This is a genomic window from Duganella phyllosphaerae (assembly GCF_001758785.1).
Lineage (GTDB): Bacteria > Pseudomonadota > Gammaproteobacteria > Burkholderiales > Burkholderiaceae_D > Rugamonas > Rugamonas phyllosphaerae.
Window position 1 is genome coordinate 36,095 of sequence record NZ_LROM01000087.1, and the last position, 16,209, is coordinate 52,303.

Annotated in this window: 14 protein-coding genes; 4 read left to right on the forward strand and 10 right to left on the reverse strand. The window is 63.4% G+C overall.

Annotation, left to right across the window (positions count from 1 at the left end; all coding sequences use genetic code 11):
- The first annotated feature begins 26 nt into the window (after nucleotides 1-26).
- Together rdgB and hemW are read left to right on the forward strand one after the other, a co-directional pair.
- Entirely contained in the window at nucleotides 27-611 is a 585-nt protein-coding gene (rdgB, locus tag DUPY_RS13120) for an RdgB/HAM1 family non-canonical purine NTP pyrophosphatase (RefSeq protein ID WP_070248715.1), read from the forward strand.
- A complete protein-coding gene (hemW, locus tag DUPY_RS13125) occupies nucleotides 608-1,897 on the forward strand; it encodes a radical SAM family heme chaperone HemW (protein ID WP_070248717.1) in 1,290 nt (429 codons plus the stop codon). Before rdgB ends, hemW begins: the two co-directional genes overlap by 4 nt.
- Here hemW and DUPY_RS13130 read toward each other — a convergent pair.
- From DUPY_RS13130 to pgi, 9 genes are all read right to left on the reverse strand, one after another.
- Nucleotides 1,894-3,657 carry a methyl-accepting chemotaxis protein gene (locus DUPY_RS13130; protein WP_070248719.1) on the reverse strand — a complete coding sequence of 588 codons (1,764 nt, stop codon included), beginning with the start codon at nucleotides 3,655-3,657 and terminating at the stop codon, nucleotides 1,894-1,896. The two genes, hemW and DUPY_RS13130, sit on opposite strands and share 4 nt — an antisense overlap.
- Before the next feature lie 115 nt (nucleotides 3,658-3,772).
- Complete coding sequence (locus DUPY_RS13135; protein ID WP_070248721.1) at nucleotides 3,773-4,846, reverse strand: patatin-like phospholipase family protein; 1,074 nt, start codon at nucleotides 4,844-4,846, stop codon at nucleotides 3,773-3,775.
- 3 nt (nucleotides 4,847-4,849) lie between these two features.
- A complete protein-coding gene (gene tal / locus DUPY_RS13140) occupies nucleotides 4,850-5,785 on the reverse strand; it encodes a transaldolase (protein ID WP_056140631.1) in 936 nt (311 codons plus the stop codon).
- Between the two features lie 78 nt (nucleotides 5,786-5,863).
- Nucleotides 5,864-6,262 carry a response regulator gene (locus DUPY_RS13145; protein ID WP_070248723.1) on the reverse strand — a complete coding sequence of 133 codons (399 nt, stop codon included), beginning with the start codon at nucleotides 6,260-6,262 and terminating at the stop codon, nucleotides 5,864-5,866.
- Nucleotides 6,263-6,271: 9 nt separating this feature from the next.
- Nucleotides 6,272-7,738, reverse strand: a complete 1,467-nt coding sequence (locus DUPY_RS13150; RefSeq protein ID WP_070248927.1) for an ATPase domain-containing protein — start codon at nucleotides 7,736-7,738, stop codon at nucleotides 6,272-6,274.
- A 170-nt stretch (nucleotides 7,739-7,908) separates the two neighbouring features.
- Complete coding sequence (locus tag DUPY_RS13155) at nucleotides 7,909-8,763, reverse strand: SIS domain-containing protein (RefSeq protein ID WP_019922793.1); 855 nt, start codon at nucleotides 8,761-8,763, stop codon at nucleotides 7,909-7,911.
- A 17-nt stretch (nucleotides 8,764-8,780) separates the two neighbouring features.
- A complete protein-coding gene (zwf, locus tag DUPY_RS13160) occupies nucleotides 8,781-10,253 on the reverse strand; it encodes a glucose-6-phosphate dehydrogenase (RefSeq protein ID WP_070248725.1) in 1,473 nt (490 codons plus the stop codon).
- Between the two features lie 81 nt (nucleotides 10,254-10,334).
- A complete protein-coding gene (locus DUPY_RS13165; protein WP_070248727.1) occupies nucleotides 10,335-11,264 on the reverse strand; it encodes an SMP-30/gluconolactonase/LRE family protein in 930 nt (309 codons plus the stop codon).
- Between the two features lie 145 nt (nucleotides 11,265-11,409).
- Nucleotides 11,410-13,059, reverse strand: a complete 1,650-nt coding sequence (pgi, locus tag DUPY_RS13170; RefSeq protein WP_070248729.1) for a glucose-6-phosphate isomerase — start codon at nucleotides 13,057-13,059, stop codon at nucleotides 11,410-11,412.
- A gap of 253 nt (nucleotides 13,060-13,312) precedes the next feature.
- On the opposite strand from pgi, the gene edd reads away from it, so the two are divergent.
- Together edd and eda are read left to right on the forward strand one after the other, a co-directional pair.
- On the forward strand, nucleotides 13,313-15,235 hold the full coding sequence (edd, locus tag DUPY_RS13175) for a phosphogluconate dehydratase (RefSeq protein WP_070248731.1): 1,923 nt from the start codon (nucleotides 13,313-13,315) through the stop codon (nucleotides 15,233-15,235).
- A gap of 3 nt (nucleotides 15,236-15,238) precedes the next feature.
- Nucleotides 15,239-15,865: a bifunctional 4-hydroxy-2-oxoglutarate aldolase/2-dehydro-3-deoxy-phosphogluconate aldolase gene (gene eda / locus DUPY_RS13180; RefSeq protein WP_070248733.1), complete on the forward strand. Its 627-nt coding sequence runs from the start codon at nucleotides 15,239-15,241 to the stop codon at nucleotides 15,863-15,865.
- A gap of 43 nt (nucleotides 15,866-15,908) precedes the next feature.
- Here eda and DUPY_RS13185 read toward each other — a convergent pair whose 3' ends face one another.
- Nucleotides 15,909-16,178 carry a BrnA antitoxin family protein gene (locus DUPY_RS13185; RefSeq protein WP_070248736.1) on the reverse strand — a complete coding sequence of 90 codons (270 nt, stop codon included), beginning with the start codon at nucleotides 16,176-16,178 and terminating at the stop codon, nucleotides 15,909-15,911.
- Nucleotides 16,179-16,209 lie beyond the last annotated feature (31 nt).

The window sequence follows — 16,209 nt, forward strand, 5'->3', positions numbered from 1 at the left end:
TCCCAGAATTTGAAGCCGCCAACGCCATGACCCAACGCCTGATCCTCGCCTCCAACAACGCCGGCAAACTCAAGGAATTCAACCAGCTGCTCGCCACCGTTGGCTACTCGGTCCACGCCCAGGGCGAGTACGACGTGCCGGAAGCGGACGAACCGTTCCATACCTTTGTAGAAAACGCCCTGCAAAAAGCCCGCCATGCCGCGCGCATCACCGGTTTGCCGGCGCTGGCCGACGACTCGGGCGTTTGCATCAACGCCTTCGGCGGCGCGCCCGGCGTGTACTCGGCGCGGTTTGCCGGCGAGCCGAAGTCCGACGCCCGCAACAACGAAAAAATGGTGGCCGACCTGGCTGCGCACACCGACCGCTCGGCCTATTATTACTGCGTGCTGGTGTTCGTGCGTCATGCCGACGACCCGCAGCCGATCATTGCCGACGGTCGGTGGAATGGCGAAATGCTCGACGCGCCGCGCGGGACCGGCGGCTTCGGCTACGACCCGTATTTCTACATCCCGGCGCTGGGCAAGTGCGCCGCCGAGCTCACTTCCGACGAAAAGAACGCCTTGTCGCACCGCGGCCAGGCCTTGCGTGCGCTGGTAGAGAAGCTGAAATGATACCGATCAAGATTGTCGGCGCCACCAGCAAAGCCACCAGTACAGCGACCAGTACAGTTGACAAGGTGGCTGCCGGCGCTGACCTCGGGGACGCTGCCGGCGTCGCCCTCAAGTACCTGAAAAGCGGCGCGCTCAACCTGACCGCGCTGCCGCCGCTGTCGCTCTACATCCACTTCCCGTGGTGCGTGCGCAAGTGCCCGTATTGCGATTTCAATTCGCACGAGGCAAAAGAGGGCGGTGCCTTCCCCGAGCAGGAATACCTGGACGCGCTGCGCCTCGACCTGGAAATGGCGCTGCCATTGATTTGGGGTCGCAAGATCTACACGATCTTCATCGGCGGCGGCACCCCGAGCCTGATGTCGGCGGCAGGCCTGGACCGGCTGCTCTCCGACGTGCGCACCCTGCTGCCGCTCGATGCCGATACCGAGATCACCATGGAAGCCAACCCGGGCACGTTCGAGGCGGAAAAATTCCGCGCGTACCGGGCCAGCGGCATCAATCGCCTGTCGATCGGCATCCAGAGTTTCAACGCCCGCCACCTGAAGGCGCTCGGCCGCATCCACGACGACGGCGAGGCCAAGCGCGCCGTGGAAATCGCGCTCGATAACTTCGACAACTTCAACCTCGACCTGATGTACGCGCTGCCATCGCAGACTTTGGACGAAGCGCGCCAGGATCTCGAGACCGCCATGGCCTTCAAGCCGCCGCACCTGTCGCTGTACCACCTGACCATGGAGCCGAACACGCTGTTCGCCAAGTATCCGCCGGCGCTGCCCGACGACGACGCCAGTGCCGACATGCAGGACATGATCGCCGAGCTCACTGCCGCCAACGGCTACCAGCACTACGAAGTGTCGGCGTATGCGAAAGAGGGCAAGCGCGCGCGCCACAATCTTAACTATTGGGAGTTCGGCGACTACCTCGGCATCGGCGCCGGTGCCCATTCGAAGCTGTCGTTCCCGCACCGGGTGCTGCGCCAGGCCCGTTACAAGCAGCCGCGCGCGTACATGGACCAGGCCAGGCTGGGCGCGCCGGTACAGGAAGAGCACGAAATATCACGTGACGACATGGGCTTCGAGTTCATGCTCAACACCTTGCGCCTGCGCGGCGGCTTCGATCCCAACCTGTTTGCCGAGCGTACCGGCATGAGCATGAACGCCATCGAAAAGACCTTGAATGCAGCAGAGGCCAAGGGACTGATCTACCGCGATTACAAGGTCATTCGGCCTACCGAGCTGGGGCAGCGATTCTTGAATGATCTGCAGGAAATGTTCCTGGGGACTTAAAACTCTTCCCAGTCCTGGTCGCTGCCCACGGTTGCCGGTTTACGCGGCGCCGAAGCCAACGCTGGCTTCGGTGCCGGCTTAGTTGCCGGCTTAGTTGTCAGCTTAACTGCGGTTTTTAAAGCGGGGGCCGGCTGTCTCGCCGCCACCGGCCTGGTCGCCGGCGCCACCTTGCGTGGGGCAGCAGCCACCGCCGGCGCTGCCGCCATCCCGGCCTCCAGCCGGAACGACGACGCCACGTCTGCCAGCCGTTCGGCCTGCTCCTGCATGCTGGCCGCCGCTGCTGCCGCTTCTTCCACCAGCGCCGCGTTTTGCTGCGTGACCTGGTCCATCTGCGTGATGGCCGTGTTGACCTGGTCGATGCCGATGCTTTGTTCGCTCGACGCCGAGGTGATCTCGCCCATGATATCGGTCACGCGGCGCACGCTGGCCACCACGTCGTCCATGGTGGCGCCGGCTTCCTGCACCAGCTTCGAGCCGATATCGACCTGGTCCACCGAGTTGCCGATCAACTCCTTGATCTCCTTGGCTGCGCCGGCCGAGCGCTGCGCCAGGTTGCGCACTTCGGACGCCACCACCGCAAAGCCGCGTCCCTGTTCGCCGGCGCGTGCCGCTTCCACGGCGGCGTTGAGCGCCAGGATATTGGTCTGGAAGGCGATGCCGTCGATGACGGAAATGATGTCGTAGATCTTGCGCGACGAATCGTTGATGGTGCCCATGGTGTTGACCACCTGGCTGACGATGGCGCCGCCTTTTTCCGCCACCTCCGACGCGGTCTTGGCCAGCTGGTTGGCCTGGCGCGCGTTGTCGGCGTTCTGGCGCACGGTGGACGTCAGTTCTTCCATCGACGACGCGGTTTCCTCGAGCGAACTGGCTTGCTCCTCGGTGCGCTGCGACAGGTCCATATTGCCAGCGGCAATTTCATGCGAGGCGCTGGCGATGGTGCGGGTGCCGGTCTGCACCTGGCTCACCACGTTGACCAGCGCATCGTTCATGCCCTTCAAAGCCGTCATCAGCTCGCCGATTTCCGAGCGCTGGACTTGCGTGTCAAAGCGGGTGGTGAGGTCGCCGTCGGCCACCTTGGCAGCGATATCGACCGCCGACTTCAACGGCACCGTGATCGAGCGTGAAATGACCCAGGCCGCTGCCGAGCCGATGGTCACCATCAGTACCGTGAGCAGGAGCAGCAACTGGTTGGCGCGGTCGTTGGCCGCGTCGATGGCGCGGGCGGTGGCGTCGATGGCCTTGCGCTGGTGCGCCAGCAAGCCTTCCACCGCCACCGAATAAGCCTTGGCGGCAGGAATGAATTCGCCGTTGAAGATTTTTTCGGAAGCAGCGTCGTCACCGGCCGCGCGGGCTTTGCCGACGGCGGTTTTCAGATTCTGGTAATTGGTGCGCAGGACCACGATCTTGTCGAACATGGCGCGTTCCTCGTCGCTGGCGACGAGTTCCTTGACCTTGCCCATCAACTCGGCGCCACGCTTGCTGCTGGCCGCGATCACGTCGGCGAAGATGGTGGGCAGCGTGGCGTCCTTGCTGCGGGCGATCAGTTCGGTACGGGCGATGGCCGAGTACATCAGCACATACCAGTCGGAAACCAGGCGCTCCTTGGCCAGCGGCTTTTCCATCATCTCGCGGGTGGCGTTAGCCTGGCTGCGGGCGTTCAGCAGTCCCACGGTGGTGGCGACCAGGGCCAGCAGCAAGACAATGCCGAAGGCGACGGCCAGGCGGGTGCCGATGCGCGTGTGCGAAAGAAAATTCATGGTGGGTTCTCCGTTTTTATAATGCCAACTAGCACACTTCAAGTATGCGCCCGGGGCCGGAGGAGGTCATCAATATCAGCGTATTTTGTTGCTTTTTGGTAGCATTGTGACGCCTCTAGAAAGATAATGTTGCGTTCAGATCGGGCTTGTCGCACCAGCGCGCGAACGCTTCCGCCATCCGTTCGCTCTCGCCGATGGCATGCAGCCAGTGGCCGATGCGGGTGTCGTGGTGCTGGCCGTAGGCGGTAAAGTCCTTGCGGTCCGGCAGCTTGCCGTTGGGCAGGCTGGCGATGAAGTCGGCCGACGGCGAAACCAGGATCAGATTGTCCATGGCCGCATCATTGGCGCGGCGCCATGGCATCGACTTGTCGAGCCACCCCGGCACGATGTAGTCACTGAAATGCGGGTAGAGCACCAGGTCCGGGTCGCGCTGGTAGGGCAGGTGCAAATGGTAGTCGATCAGGCCGCCATCCCAGTGCGGGCCGGGCGGCGCCCCCGCGATACCGCTTACCGCCTCGAGCACCAGCGGAATCGCACCCGAGGCCTGCATGGCGTCGCGCAGGTTGTCGGCAGCAAGATTCACGAAGTGGGCGGCAAACGCATCGAAGGGCTGGCGCAGCCACTGCACGTTGTCTTGCGCATGATGAAACACCACCCGCTCCATCGATGCCGCCAGGCGGCTGCGCGCAACGGCATTGCCGGCGGCAGCCATCAAAAACCCGGTCATCTCGCGCCAGCGCAGGCCATTGCTGCGCCCGAGCGCGCCGGTGCCGCGCACGGTCAGAATATTCACATGGTGATGCGGGTGAGCGATCACTTCGGCACCGCGCCCGTCGAGCAATTCATCGAGCAGGCTGCGGATGTTCTGGCTGATGTAGGCGGCGGTCACCTTGGCCGGATAGCGCTGGTGCGCATACAGGTGCGCCAGCCGGTTGTGCCCGGCCACCGGGTCGGCAAACGCCGCAGCGGCCATGCGCCAGGCCCCGATCGACGCCCCGACCAGCTTGCGCGGCCGCGGTGCACCCTTGAGAAAACTGCCGAACAGCCACAAGTCGAGGCCATTCAGAATCAAGCCCTTGGGCCCGCCAGCAGCGGCCGGCACGATCGCCACATCACTGGCCTGCAAGCCATCGAGAGCAATGCGCGCCCGCGCCCGCCGGCCGAGCCGGATGGTGATCGGCGACGCCAAGTGTTAGCGCATGCCCGAGATGATTTGCTTGAGTTTGCCAGTGTCGGCGCAGAAGGCGCGGATGCCTTCGGACAGTTTTTCGGTGGCCATCTGGTCTTCGTTGAGCTGGAAGCGGAATTTCTTCTCGTCCAGGCTGATCTTGACGGCGCCGGCCGAGGGGGCGTTTTCCGGGCTCAGCTTGCGCTCGATCTTGCCGTCGGTGTCGGCCAGCTTTTGCAGCAGGTCGGGGCTGATGGTGAGCAGGTCGCAGCCAGCCAGTTCCAGGATCTGGCCGGTGTTGCGGAAGCTCGCGCCCATCACTTCGGTGCTGTAGCCAAACTTGCGGTAGTAGTTATAGATGCGCTTGACCGACTGCACGCCCGGGTCTTCGGACGGGGTGTACTCGATGCCGGTCGATTTCTTGTACCAGTCGTAGATGCGGCCCACGAACGGCGAAATCAGCTGGGCGCCCGCTTCGGCGCACGCGATCGCCTGGCCCAGCGAGAACAGCAGGGTCATATTGCAGTGGATGCCTTCTTTTTCCAGCACCTGGGCGGCGCGGATGCCTTCCCAGGTGGCAGCCATCTTGATCAGCACGCGCTCGCGCTCGATGCCGGCCGCTTCGTACAGCTTGATCAGTTCACGGCCCTTGGCGATCGAGCCTTCGGTGTCGAACGACAGGCCGGCGTCGATTTCGGTGGACACGCGGCCCGGGATCACGCGCAGGATCTGCTTGCCGAAGGCCACCAGCAGGTGGTCGATGGTGTCGGACGTCGAGCGGTCGAGGTTGTCGCGCACGGCTTTTTCCAGCAGCGGCTTGTACTCGTCCTTTTGCACGGCTTTGAGGATCAGCGACGGGTTGGTGGTGGCGTCGCGCGGCGTGTAGGCCTGGATCGACTGGAAATCACCGGTGTCGGCGACCACGGTGGTGAATTGCTTGAGTTGTTCGAGTTGGTTCATGGCGCTGCCCGAGTGAGTGATTGCCTTATTGTACTCAAGCGTGGCCTAAGCGGAAAGACAACACCGTACAACAGCGTATTATTTCCGCGCGGCGATCAGGCGGGCGATCTCGGCCACCAGCGCCTCGAACGGCACCGGCTTGCGGAAGAACGTGTCGTAGGGCAGCGTTTCGTCGCGGCGCAACAGGCCGGCGCTGGCCAGGATGAACGGGATGTGACGCAGGTCGGGATCGGCGCGCCACAGCAGGCACAGCTGGGCGCCGTCCATCACCGGCATCATGTAGTCGGAAATCACGATATCGGGCCGCTCCCGCGCGGCCATCGCCAGCGCCTCCTCGCCATTGCCGGCCGTGCGCACGCGGTAGCCGCGGTACTCGAACAGCATGGTATAGGCCGACAGGACGTCGAATTCGTCGTCCACTACCAGGATCAGCTTGCCGTCCGGGTGTGCGTCGGGATGTGCGGGGAAGTCGCTCATGTCATCTCTTCATAGCGTCGGCGTGAGGTGGACCGGACCCGCGACCGCTTCCTCGATGCTCATGCCCTGGTCGGAAATGAGCAGGATGTGATTGGCGGCGTCGTAACCGTTTTCGCGCAGCTTGAGCACGCCGATCTGGCGGCGGTTGATGCCGTTCGCATCGACGTAGCGCATCAGGATGATGTTTTCGAACAGCATCGACGCGGCGATTTCGCCATCGCCCGGGGCCTGGCCGAAATACGCCAGTTCCTGGGTAAAGAAAGTAGTGACGTTGCGGCAGCGCAGCTCGTTGACCAGCGCCGCCAGGAACGAGCGCGAGCGCCCCGGGTGCATGACGATCTCGCGCAGGCCGTCCACGCCATCGACCAGCAGGCGCGACACCTGGCGCGCCTCGACATTGCGCAGCATGGTGTGGGCCAGGCTGTCGACCAGGATTTCCAGCGGCGGGTTCCAGATCACCTGCAAGGCGCCGCTGTCGTAATAGGTGCGGAAATCGAGGCCCACGCTGCGCGCCTTTTCCAGCAAGGCCTCGGGCGACTCGTAAAAGCCGACGACCAGGCAAGGTTCGCCACGTTTGAGGCCATCGTAAATGAAGTGCATGCCCATCAGGGTCTTGCCCACGCCGGGGTTGCCAAGCAGCGCCGTGGTGGAACCCTTGGCGACGCCGCCATGCGTGAGGCGGTCCCAGCCTTCGATACCGAAACCGAGCCGCTGGCGCGACACTCCCGGCATGGCGCCGGTAGAGGTGCTTACCGCTTCCAGGCGCGGGTAGATCGCGATGCCGTCGGCGCCCACCTCGAACACGTGCCGGCCCAGCAGGTGCTTGCTACCACGCAATTTAAATACTTTGATTTCGCGGATCAGGTTGAGGCCATGTTCATACTGGCTCAGCTCGATCAGGCCATCGACCAGGGTATTTTCCGAGTCCGCCACATTGCCCTCGGTAGGCGAGAGCAGGAACGTGGTGCAGCGCATGGTCGATACCAGCGAGTTCAGCGAAAGCATGAATTCGGACAGCGCCACGTCGGTCGGCTTGGCATCGCGCACGGTGCGGAAGCCGTCGATGATCATGATGTCGGGACGCTGTTCGCCCAGGGTGGCGGCAATCGACTTGAGCAACTGGCGCAGCCCGCCCTTGAGCAGGTCGGGATAGGCGCCGATGAAGACGATGCGGTCGCCCACCAGCTGTTCGTCGAAGAACGAGAAACTGCTGAGGTGATTGAGCATCTTGCCGTGGGTTTCGGCGATCAGGGTAAGGATCAGGACTTTTTTGCCCTGGTGCGCATGGTGGTAGCCGATCTGGCAGGCCAGCGTGGTCTTGCCGCTGCCGGCCAGGCCTTGCAGCAGGTACAGGCTGTGCGAGGGAAAGCCGCCGCCCAAAATCTGGTCGAAGCCGGGCACGCCGGTTTGCAATAGCGGAATGCGGGCCGATAACGCGTTATCGGGGGAGGGGCTGGCGGCAGAAAAGGTAGTCATGTCCACTCTCACGGGCACTGCTGCCACATATGAAGTTCTCCAATTGCAATATTGCAACTGGAAAATTATTCACACTGTAGCATAAGGGAAGTATAGGGGTACGGTGGCGGTAGCCATGTGCGACAACACACCGACGCACAGGACCGGTGCAAATTTGTCAAATTATGACATCAACCGATGAAGGAGTCGAATTGCAAGTCGAACTCTTGCAAGGCTTTCTGGGCATTCTGCATTTTTTTACGGAAATCGGGACCCCGTTGCAGGGCCAGTCCGACAGCAAGCACGTCGATCACCACCAGGTAGGCCAGGCGCGCCGAAATCGGTGTGTACGGATCGATGTTGAAGATCAGGTCGATAGGGATGAGCACGGTGGCCAGGTCGGCCAGCGGCGTGCCGGACGGCGCCAGCGCAATCACATCGGCGCCACCGCGGCGCGCCAGCTTGACCGAGCGCACCAGCGACGGGCTGTTGCCGCGCTGCGAAATGGCCACCACCGCGTCGCCGGTACGCAGCAGGGCGGCGGCGATGCTGTGGATGTGCGGGTCGGCGTACGCCACCGTGGGCACACCCGAGCGGAAGAACTTGTGCTGGGCGTCGGCGGCGACGATGCCGGACGTGCCTTGGCCGTAGAATTCGATCTTGTTGGCTTTGGACAGGATGTCGAGCGCCTTCTGGATGGCGTCGGGGTCGAGATTGTTACGCAGGTCGAGCAGGGTGTTGATCGAGCGGCTGCAAATCTTGTTGACCAGGTCGGCGGCCAGGTCGTCCTGGGTGGGCTGCTCGTTCAGGCCCGGCAGGGCCAGCGCCAGCCCCTGCGCCAGTTTCAGCTTGAACTCGTGCCAGCCGTCGTAGCCGAGGGTGCGGCAAAACCGCACCACGGTCGGCTCCGACACTTGCGCGCTCTTGGCCAGCGCCGTGATGTTCTGGCTGACGGTCTGGCCGGGATGGTCGAGCACGGCCAGCGCGACTTTGCGCTCCGACTTGGAGAGCGAGTCGAGCTGGGTGCGGATCGAGTCGAGCAGCATGCGAGTGGTCGTCCCGTTTAATCTTCAGGCAGCGCTTCTTCGCGCCACTGCAAACCTTCGCGGCTGATCAGCGCCGACGAGGCAGCCGGGCCCCAGGTACCGGCCGAATACGGCACCGGATAGCTGTCGTCCGATTCCCAGTGGTCGAGGATCGGCTCCACCCATTCCCACGCCGCTTCCAGTTCGTCGCCGCGCATGAACAGGGTCAGCTGGCCGCGCAGCACGTCGAGCAGCAGGCGCTCGTACGCTTCCATGCGCGGCGACTTGAACTGCTCGCGGAAGTCCAGCTCCAGCTCGGCCTGCTTCAAGCGCATGCCGTCGCCCGGCGTCTTGGCCATCAGGTTCATGCGCAGGCCTTCGTCCGGTTGCAGACGGATCACCAGCGAGTTGGGCTGGAAGCTGTTGGTCGGCTGGGCAAAGATCGAGTGCGGAATCTGCTTGAAGCGCACGACGATCTCGGCCAGGCTGTCGGCCATGCGCTTGCCGGTACGCAGGTAGAACGGCACGCCGGCCCAGCGCCAGGTATCGATCTCGGCCTTCATGGCGACAAAGGTTTCGGTGCGCGAATGTTCCGGTGCGTCGGGTTCGTCGCGGTAGCTCGGCACGGCCTTGCCATCGACGTGGCCGGCGCGGTACTGGCCGCGCACGATGTTTTGCGCCAGGGTGGTCGGGGTGAATTTTTTCAGCGAACGCAGCACCTGCAACTTGGCGTCGCGCACGGCATCCGGCGCGATCGACGTCGGTGGTTCCATCGCCACGATACACAGCAATTGCAGCAAGTGGTTTTGCAGCATGTCGCGCAAAGCGCCCGAGGTGTCGTAGTAACCCATGCGGTTGCCCACGCCCAGTTTCTCGGCGATGGTGATCTGCACGTCGGAAATCCATTCGCGGCGCCACAGCGGCTCGAACAGGATGTTGCCGAAGCGTAGGGCCAGCAGGTTCTGCACGGTTTCCTTGCCCAGGTAGTGGTCGATCCGGTAGATCTGCGATTCCTCGAAGACCTTGCCCACTTCGGCATTGATCTGCTTGGCCGAGGCCAGGTCGCGGCCCAGCGGTTTTTCCAGCACCACGCGCGAGTTCGGCGTGACCAGGCCGTTTTCCTTGAGGCTCTCGCAAATGCGGGCGAAGATGGCCGGCGGCGTGGCCAGGTAGTACACGCGGGTAATCGCGCTATCCTGGCGCAGCGCGTCGACCAGCGGCGCGTAGGTGGCGGCGTCGGTGGCGTTGAGCGAGACATACACGATGCGCGCGGTAAAACGCGCCCACGCAGCTGGCGCCACGGCCGGCGACTTGATCAGCGGCTTCGACGTGGTCTCGACCGTGTGCAGGAACTCTTCCTGGCTGGCCTCCGCGCGGCCCACGCAAATGATGCGGGCGGTAGCGGGCAGGTCGTTGGCCACGTCGCGCGCGTACATCGCGGGCAGCAATTTGCGCATCGACAGGTCGCCGCTGCCGCCGAACAGAACCAGGTCAAAATCGGTAAGTGCCATAGTGAGATCTGAAGTAAAAAAGCTGAAATGGAAGTGTAAATTTACTACGCCAAAAATCGAAAAGCAAGAAACTTTACTACATTATTGTCGGTATGCGGGTTCCGGGCGGCCGGCCACGTCAACTTGCAGCGCCAGCAGTTTGCCGCTGAACGGGTATTGTGCCAGTTCTTCGGCTGGCCGCGCCCCCGCGCTGGTGATATACAGCGTGCGCAAATTCGGTCCGCCGAACGCCACCATGGTCGGGCAGCGCACCGGCAGCGCGATTTCCGCCAGCACCTCGCCCTGCGGCGAGAGCTTGACGATGCGCGCGCCTTCGAACAGCGCACTCCAGTAATTGCCTTCGCTGTCGACCGCGCCGCCGTCCGGGCGGCCGCCGTAATTGTTGGCCTTGTCCGCAGAAAATTGCCGGAACACGTGCTCGGCGCCGACCGTGCCGTTGGCCACATCGTAGTCGAAACGGCGCAGCAGGTGGGCGCTGGTGTCGGCGTGGTACATGGTTTTCTGATCGGGGCTGAAGGCCAGGCCGTTGGAATTGGTCATGCCGCCGGTCCAGGCGCAGCGCAATTTGCCCTGTTCCAGCACGTACATCGCGGCGGCCGGCTGGTCGCGTGGCTCGTAGATGGTGCCGATCCAGTAGCGCCCGGCGCCATCGACCTTGCCGTCGTTGAAGCGGGTGATTGCGGTGTCGTAAGGGGCGGGGGCGATCACGGTGGTGCGGGCCTCGGTGGCGCCGATGTCGGTGGCGCTTGCCCCGGTGCTGGCGGTGTCGAGATGCAGCACGCCGTTGCGGGTGGCGACGATCAGGCCGCCACTGTCGGCAATCGCCAGGCTGGCCGGTTCGCTCTCGAGCAGCCATTGATGATGCGCGCCGCTGGCCGGATCGAGCCGGTGCACGGTGCGCGCCGGGATATCGACCCAGTACAGCACCTGCTCATCGGCATGCCACAGCGGCGACTCGCCGGTTTGCATGACGGCGTCGTAGGCGACTTGAATGATGGGAGTATTTTCCATTTTCGTTATCCTCAAGTCCGTCATCCCCGCGCACGCGAGGATCCATAGGACGGCTGTGCACAGTTTGCTCGTGCCAATTCGGTTCAAGCTCGGTATGGATCCCCGCATTCGCGAGGATGACGGATAAAGTGATTGCAGCTAGAAATTAAAGATGCTGCGCCGCTTTCGCCATGATGATCAACCCATTGGTCGAACTGTCATGACGCGCCGGTTGGATCTCGCCTTGCAGCTCGGCCTGGATATTCTTGGCCAGCACCTTGCCCAGCTCCACGCCCCACTGGTCGAAACTGTTGACATCCCAGATCACGCCCTGTACGAACGTCTTGTGCTCGTACAACGCAATCAGCGCGCCCAGGGTCAAGGGCGTCAACTGATCCATCAGGATGGTGTTCGATGGCCGGTTGCCAGGGAAAGTCTTGTGCGGCACCAGTTCTTCGATCTCGGTCGCCGAGAGCTTTTGCGCGGTCAGATCGGCGCGCACTTCGTCGCCGGTCTTGCCGGTCATGAAGGCTTCGGACTGGGCGAAGCAGTTGGCCAGCAGGGCATCGTGGTGGCCCGGCAGGTCGTGGGTGGCGCGCAGCGCCGCGATGAAATCGATCGGCGTGATGTCGGTGCCCTGGTGCAGCAGCTGGAAATACGCGTGCTGGGCGTTGGTGCCGCATTCGCCCCACACCACCGGGCAGGTGGCGGTATCGACCGCGGCGCCGCCACGGGTGACGCGCTTGCCGTTGCTTTCCATGTCCAGCTGTTGCAGGTAGGCGGGGAAGCGATTGAGGTCCTGGTGGTACGGCGCGATCGACAGCGAGCCGGCATCCAAAAATTCGCGGTTCCAGAAGCCCACCATGGCCAGCAGCACCGGCATGTTCTGCTCGAGTGGCGCCTCGCGGAAATGTTCGTCCATGGCATGGGCGCCAGCGAGGAAGTCGCTGAAGTAGCCGAAACCGACCGCCAGCGCCACCGACAGGCCGATCGCCGACCAGACCGAGTAGCGGCCACCGACCCAGTCCCAGAACGGGAACATATTGGCCGGGTCGATGCCGAAGGCTTTGACCGACTCGAGGTTGGTGGAAACTGCCACGAAGTGGCGCGCCAGGTCGGCCTCGGTGGCGGACTGCAGGAACCAGCTGCGCGCGGTGTTCGCGTTGAGCATGGTTTCAGCGGTGGTAAAGGTTTTCGAGGCGATGATGAACAGCGTGGTTTCCGGGTTGACCTGCGCCAGCGCAGCGTCCATGTCGTGGCCATCGACGTTGGAGACGAAATGCATCTTCAGGCGCGGGTGGGCAAACGAGCGCAGCGCCAGCACCGCCATTTTCGGACCCAGGTCCGAGCCGCCGATGCCGACGTTGACGATGTCGGTGATCGGCTTGCCGCTGTAGCCGAGCCAGGTGCCGTTGCGTACCTTGTCGGTGAAGTCGCGCACCTGGTCGAGTACGGCGTGCACATCGGGCACCACGTCGCGGCCATCGATCACCAGGCTTTTGCCGCGCGGCAAACGCAGGGCGGTATGCAGCACGGCGCGATGTTCGGTAAGATTGATCTTGTCACCACGCAGCATGGCGTCGCGCTGCGTGTCCACGCCGCGCTCGCGGGCCAGGTCGATCAGCCGGGCCATGGTGTCGGCGTCGAGGCGGTTCTTCGAATAGTCGAGGAACAGGCCGGCGGCATCCACGGTCAGTTGCGGAAAGCGCTGGTCGTTGTCGGCAAACAGCTGGCGCATCTGCCACTGGCGGGCGTCAACGGCGTGGGCTGCAAGGGCTTGGTAGCTGGCGGTCGAGGTAAGGGCAGGTTGGCGCATAGTGTTGGGCGTCGGATGGAAGTAAGAATAAGATGGTTGAATAATACAGGAAAAAGCGGTAAATTCACTACGGTTCTGTTGAGATTATGGAATTTTATCAGGTGTGAAGGTCGGTTTTTCTCCGCAATAATCAGCTAGCCAAGTTAGACAAAACAGCTCGCCAAGCTAGGCAGGGTAACGAATCCCGCCCGAAAAATCGCTGGCTGCGCCATTTTGTAGTAAAATTTCATAAGTTAATCGATAAGGAATCAACATGGCCTTGCATCCCGTACTGGAATCCGTCACCGCGCGCATCATTGCGCGTAGCAAACCTTCGCGCGGCGCCTATCTTGCGCATCTCGACGCAGCGCGCGTGAAGGGCGTGCAGCGCGGCACGCTGGCATGTACCAACCTGGCGCACGGCTTTGCCGCCTTCCCCGCCAACGATAAGCTGTCGCTCAAGGAACTGAAAAAGCCGTCGGTGGCGATCGTTTCCGCCTATAACGACATGCTCTCCGCGCACCAGCCGTTCGAGGGCTTCCCGGCGCTGATCAAGGATGCCGTGCGCGAAGTGGGCGCCGTCGCCCAGTTTGCCGGCGGCACGCCTGCCATGTGTGACGGCGTCACGCAAGGCCAGCCCGGCATGGAATTGTCGCTGTTCTCGCGTGACGCCATCGCCATGTCCACCGCGATTGCGCTGTCGCACAATATGTTCGACTCGGCCGTGTACCTGGGTGTGTGCGACAAGATCGTGCCGGGCCTGCTGATCGGCGCGCTGCACTTCGGCCATTTGCCTGCCGTGTTCGTGCCGGCCGGCCCGATGACCACTGGCCTGTCCAACTCCGAAAAAGCCAAGATTCGCCAGCTGTATGCGCAAGGCAAGGTCGGCCGCGCCGAATTGCTCGAAGGCGAATCGCAGTCGTACCACGGCGCCGGCACCTGCACCTTCTACGGCACCGCCAACAGCAACCAGATGCTGATGGAAGTGATGGGCCTGCACTTGCCGGGCGCCGCCTTCATCACCCCCAACACGCCGCTGCGCGCCGAGCTGACCCGTGCCGCCGCCCGCCGCGCCGCCGTCATCAGCGCGCAGTCGGACGAATACCTGCCGGTCGGCCACGTGGTCGATGAAAAAGCCATCGTCAACGCCATCGTCGCGCTGCTCACCACCGGTGGTTCGACCAATCACACGCTGCACCTGGTGGCCATTGCCAAGGCAGCCGGCATCGTGATCGACTGGGACGACTTCGACGAGCTGTCGAAAGTGGTGCCGCTGCTCACCCGCATCTACCCGAACGGCAACGCCGACGTCAATCACTTCCACGCCGCTGGCGGTACCGGTTTCGTGATTCGCGAACTGCTCGACGGCGGCCTGCTGCACGACGACGTCACCACCATTCTGGGCAAGGGCCTGCGCGCGCACTGCACCGAACCGTTCCTGGGAGAAAACGGCCAGGGCGTGGTGTGGAAAGCGGCGCCCGAGCAGTCGGGCGACGAGGCGGTGCTGCGCAAGATCACCGCGCCGTTCTCGCCCGATGGCGGCACCGTGCTGGTCAAGGGCAACCTGGGCCGCGCCGTGATGAAGGTGTCGGCCGTCAAGCCCGAGCACCAGACCGTGGAAGCGCCTGCGCTGGTCTTCAACTCGCAGGAAGATTTCATGGAAGCGTACAAGGCCGGCCAGCTCGACCGCGATTTTGTCGCCGTGCTGCGCTTCCAGGGCCCGCGCGCCAACGGCATGCCGGAACTGCACGCCTTGACGCCAGCGCTGGCCAACCTGCAAGACGCCGGCCGCCACGTGGCGCTGGTGACCGACGGCCGCATGTCGGGCGCGTCGGGCAAGGTGCCGGCAGCGATCCACGTCTCGCCGGAAATTTTGGCGGGCGGACCGCTGGGTCGCGTGCGCGATGGCGACATCATCCGCGTGTGCGCCCGCACCGGTACGCTCGAAGCGAAAGTGGAGGCGTCGGTCTGGGCTGCGCGTGAACAGGCCACCGCCGACCTGACGCCGAACAGCGTGGGCATGGGCCGCGAACTGTTCGCCATGTTCCGTCACAGCGTGTCCGAAGCGGAGCAGGGCGCCACCACCTTCCCGCTGCCGTCGCCGATTCCAACCGTCGTCGGCCTGCATGACAAAGATCCGGTAGGTAACACCGTGCCGGGTTCCGATGAAGATTTCTCGATGAAGAAAGAAGCGTAAATCATGACCATGACTCTGCTCGACATTATGCGTACTTCCGCCGTGATCCCCGTGATCGCGATCGACGAACCCGAACACGCGGTACCGCTGGCCAAGGCGCTGGTCGCCGGCGGCATCCGGGTGCTGGAAGTGACCCTGCGCACCAAACACGGCCTGGCTGCCATTCGCGCCATGTCCGAGGTGGAAGGCGCCATCGTTGGCGTCGGCACCTTGACCCTGCCGGAAGAATTCGCTGCCGCGCGCGACGCCGGCGCCGTCTTCGGCGTCTCGCCGGGCCTGACCGCCGCCCTGATCCAGGCAGCGAAATCGAGCGGCCTGCCGCTGCTGCCGGGCGTGATGACGCCGTCCGAAGTGATGGCTGCACGCGAACACGGCTTCAAGCAACTGAAACTGTTCCCGGCCGTGCCTGCCGGCGGCGTGGGCATGCTCAACGCCATCAACGGCCCGCTGCCGGACGTGACGTTCTGCCCCACCGGCGGCATCTCGCAAGAGACCGCCGGCCAGTTCCTCAAGCTGAAAAACGTCGCCTGCGTGGGCGGCTCGTGGCTGACCCCGAAAGACGCGATTGCGGCCGGCGACTGGGAGCGCATCACCGACCTGGCCAAGGCGGCCAGCGGCCTGCGCATCTAAGTGCTTGATCAAAAACGACGCTGCGGCGTCGTTTTTTTTGACCTCAGGCGCCGAGGGGTTTGAGCGCCGCCAGTTCTTCCTTGAGCACCTTGCGCAAGCTGGCCACGGTCAGCGTCGGGCCTTGTGGCGGCTGCATCGCCTTGCGCAGATCGGCGTTGATCAGGGTTTGATAGCCGATGCCCTGCGCCTCGGCCTGCTCGCGGAAAAACGCCAGCACGTCGTCGTCGAGCATGATGGTGATGCGGCTTTTGCCAGCGGTGGCTGGCACCACCGCGCCGCGTTTGCCTTCGGTAAAATCGTAATCATTGCGCATGATATGTCCTTGTCTCGCCTCGTCTCGCCTT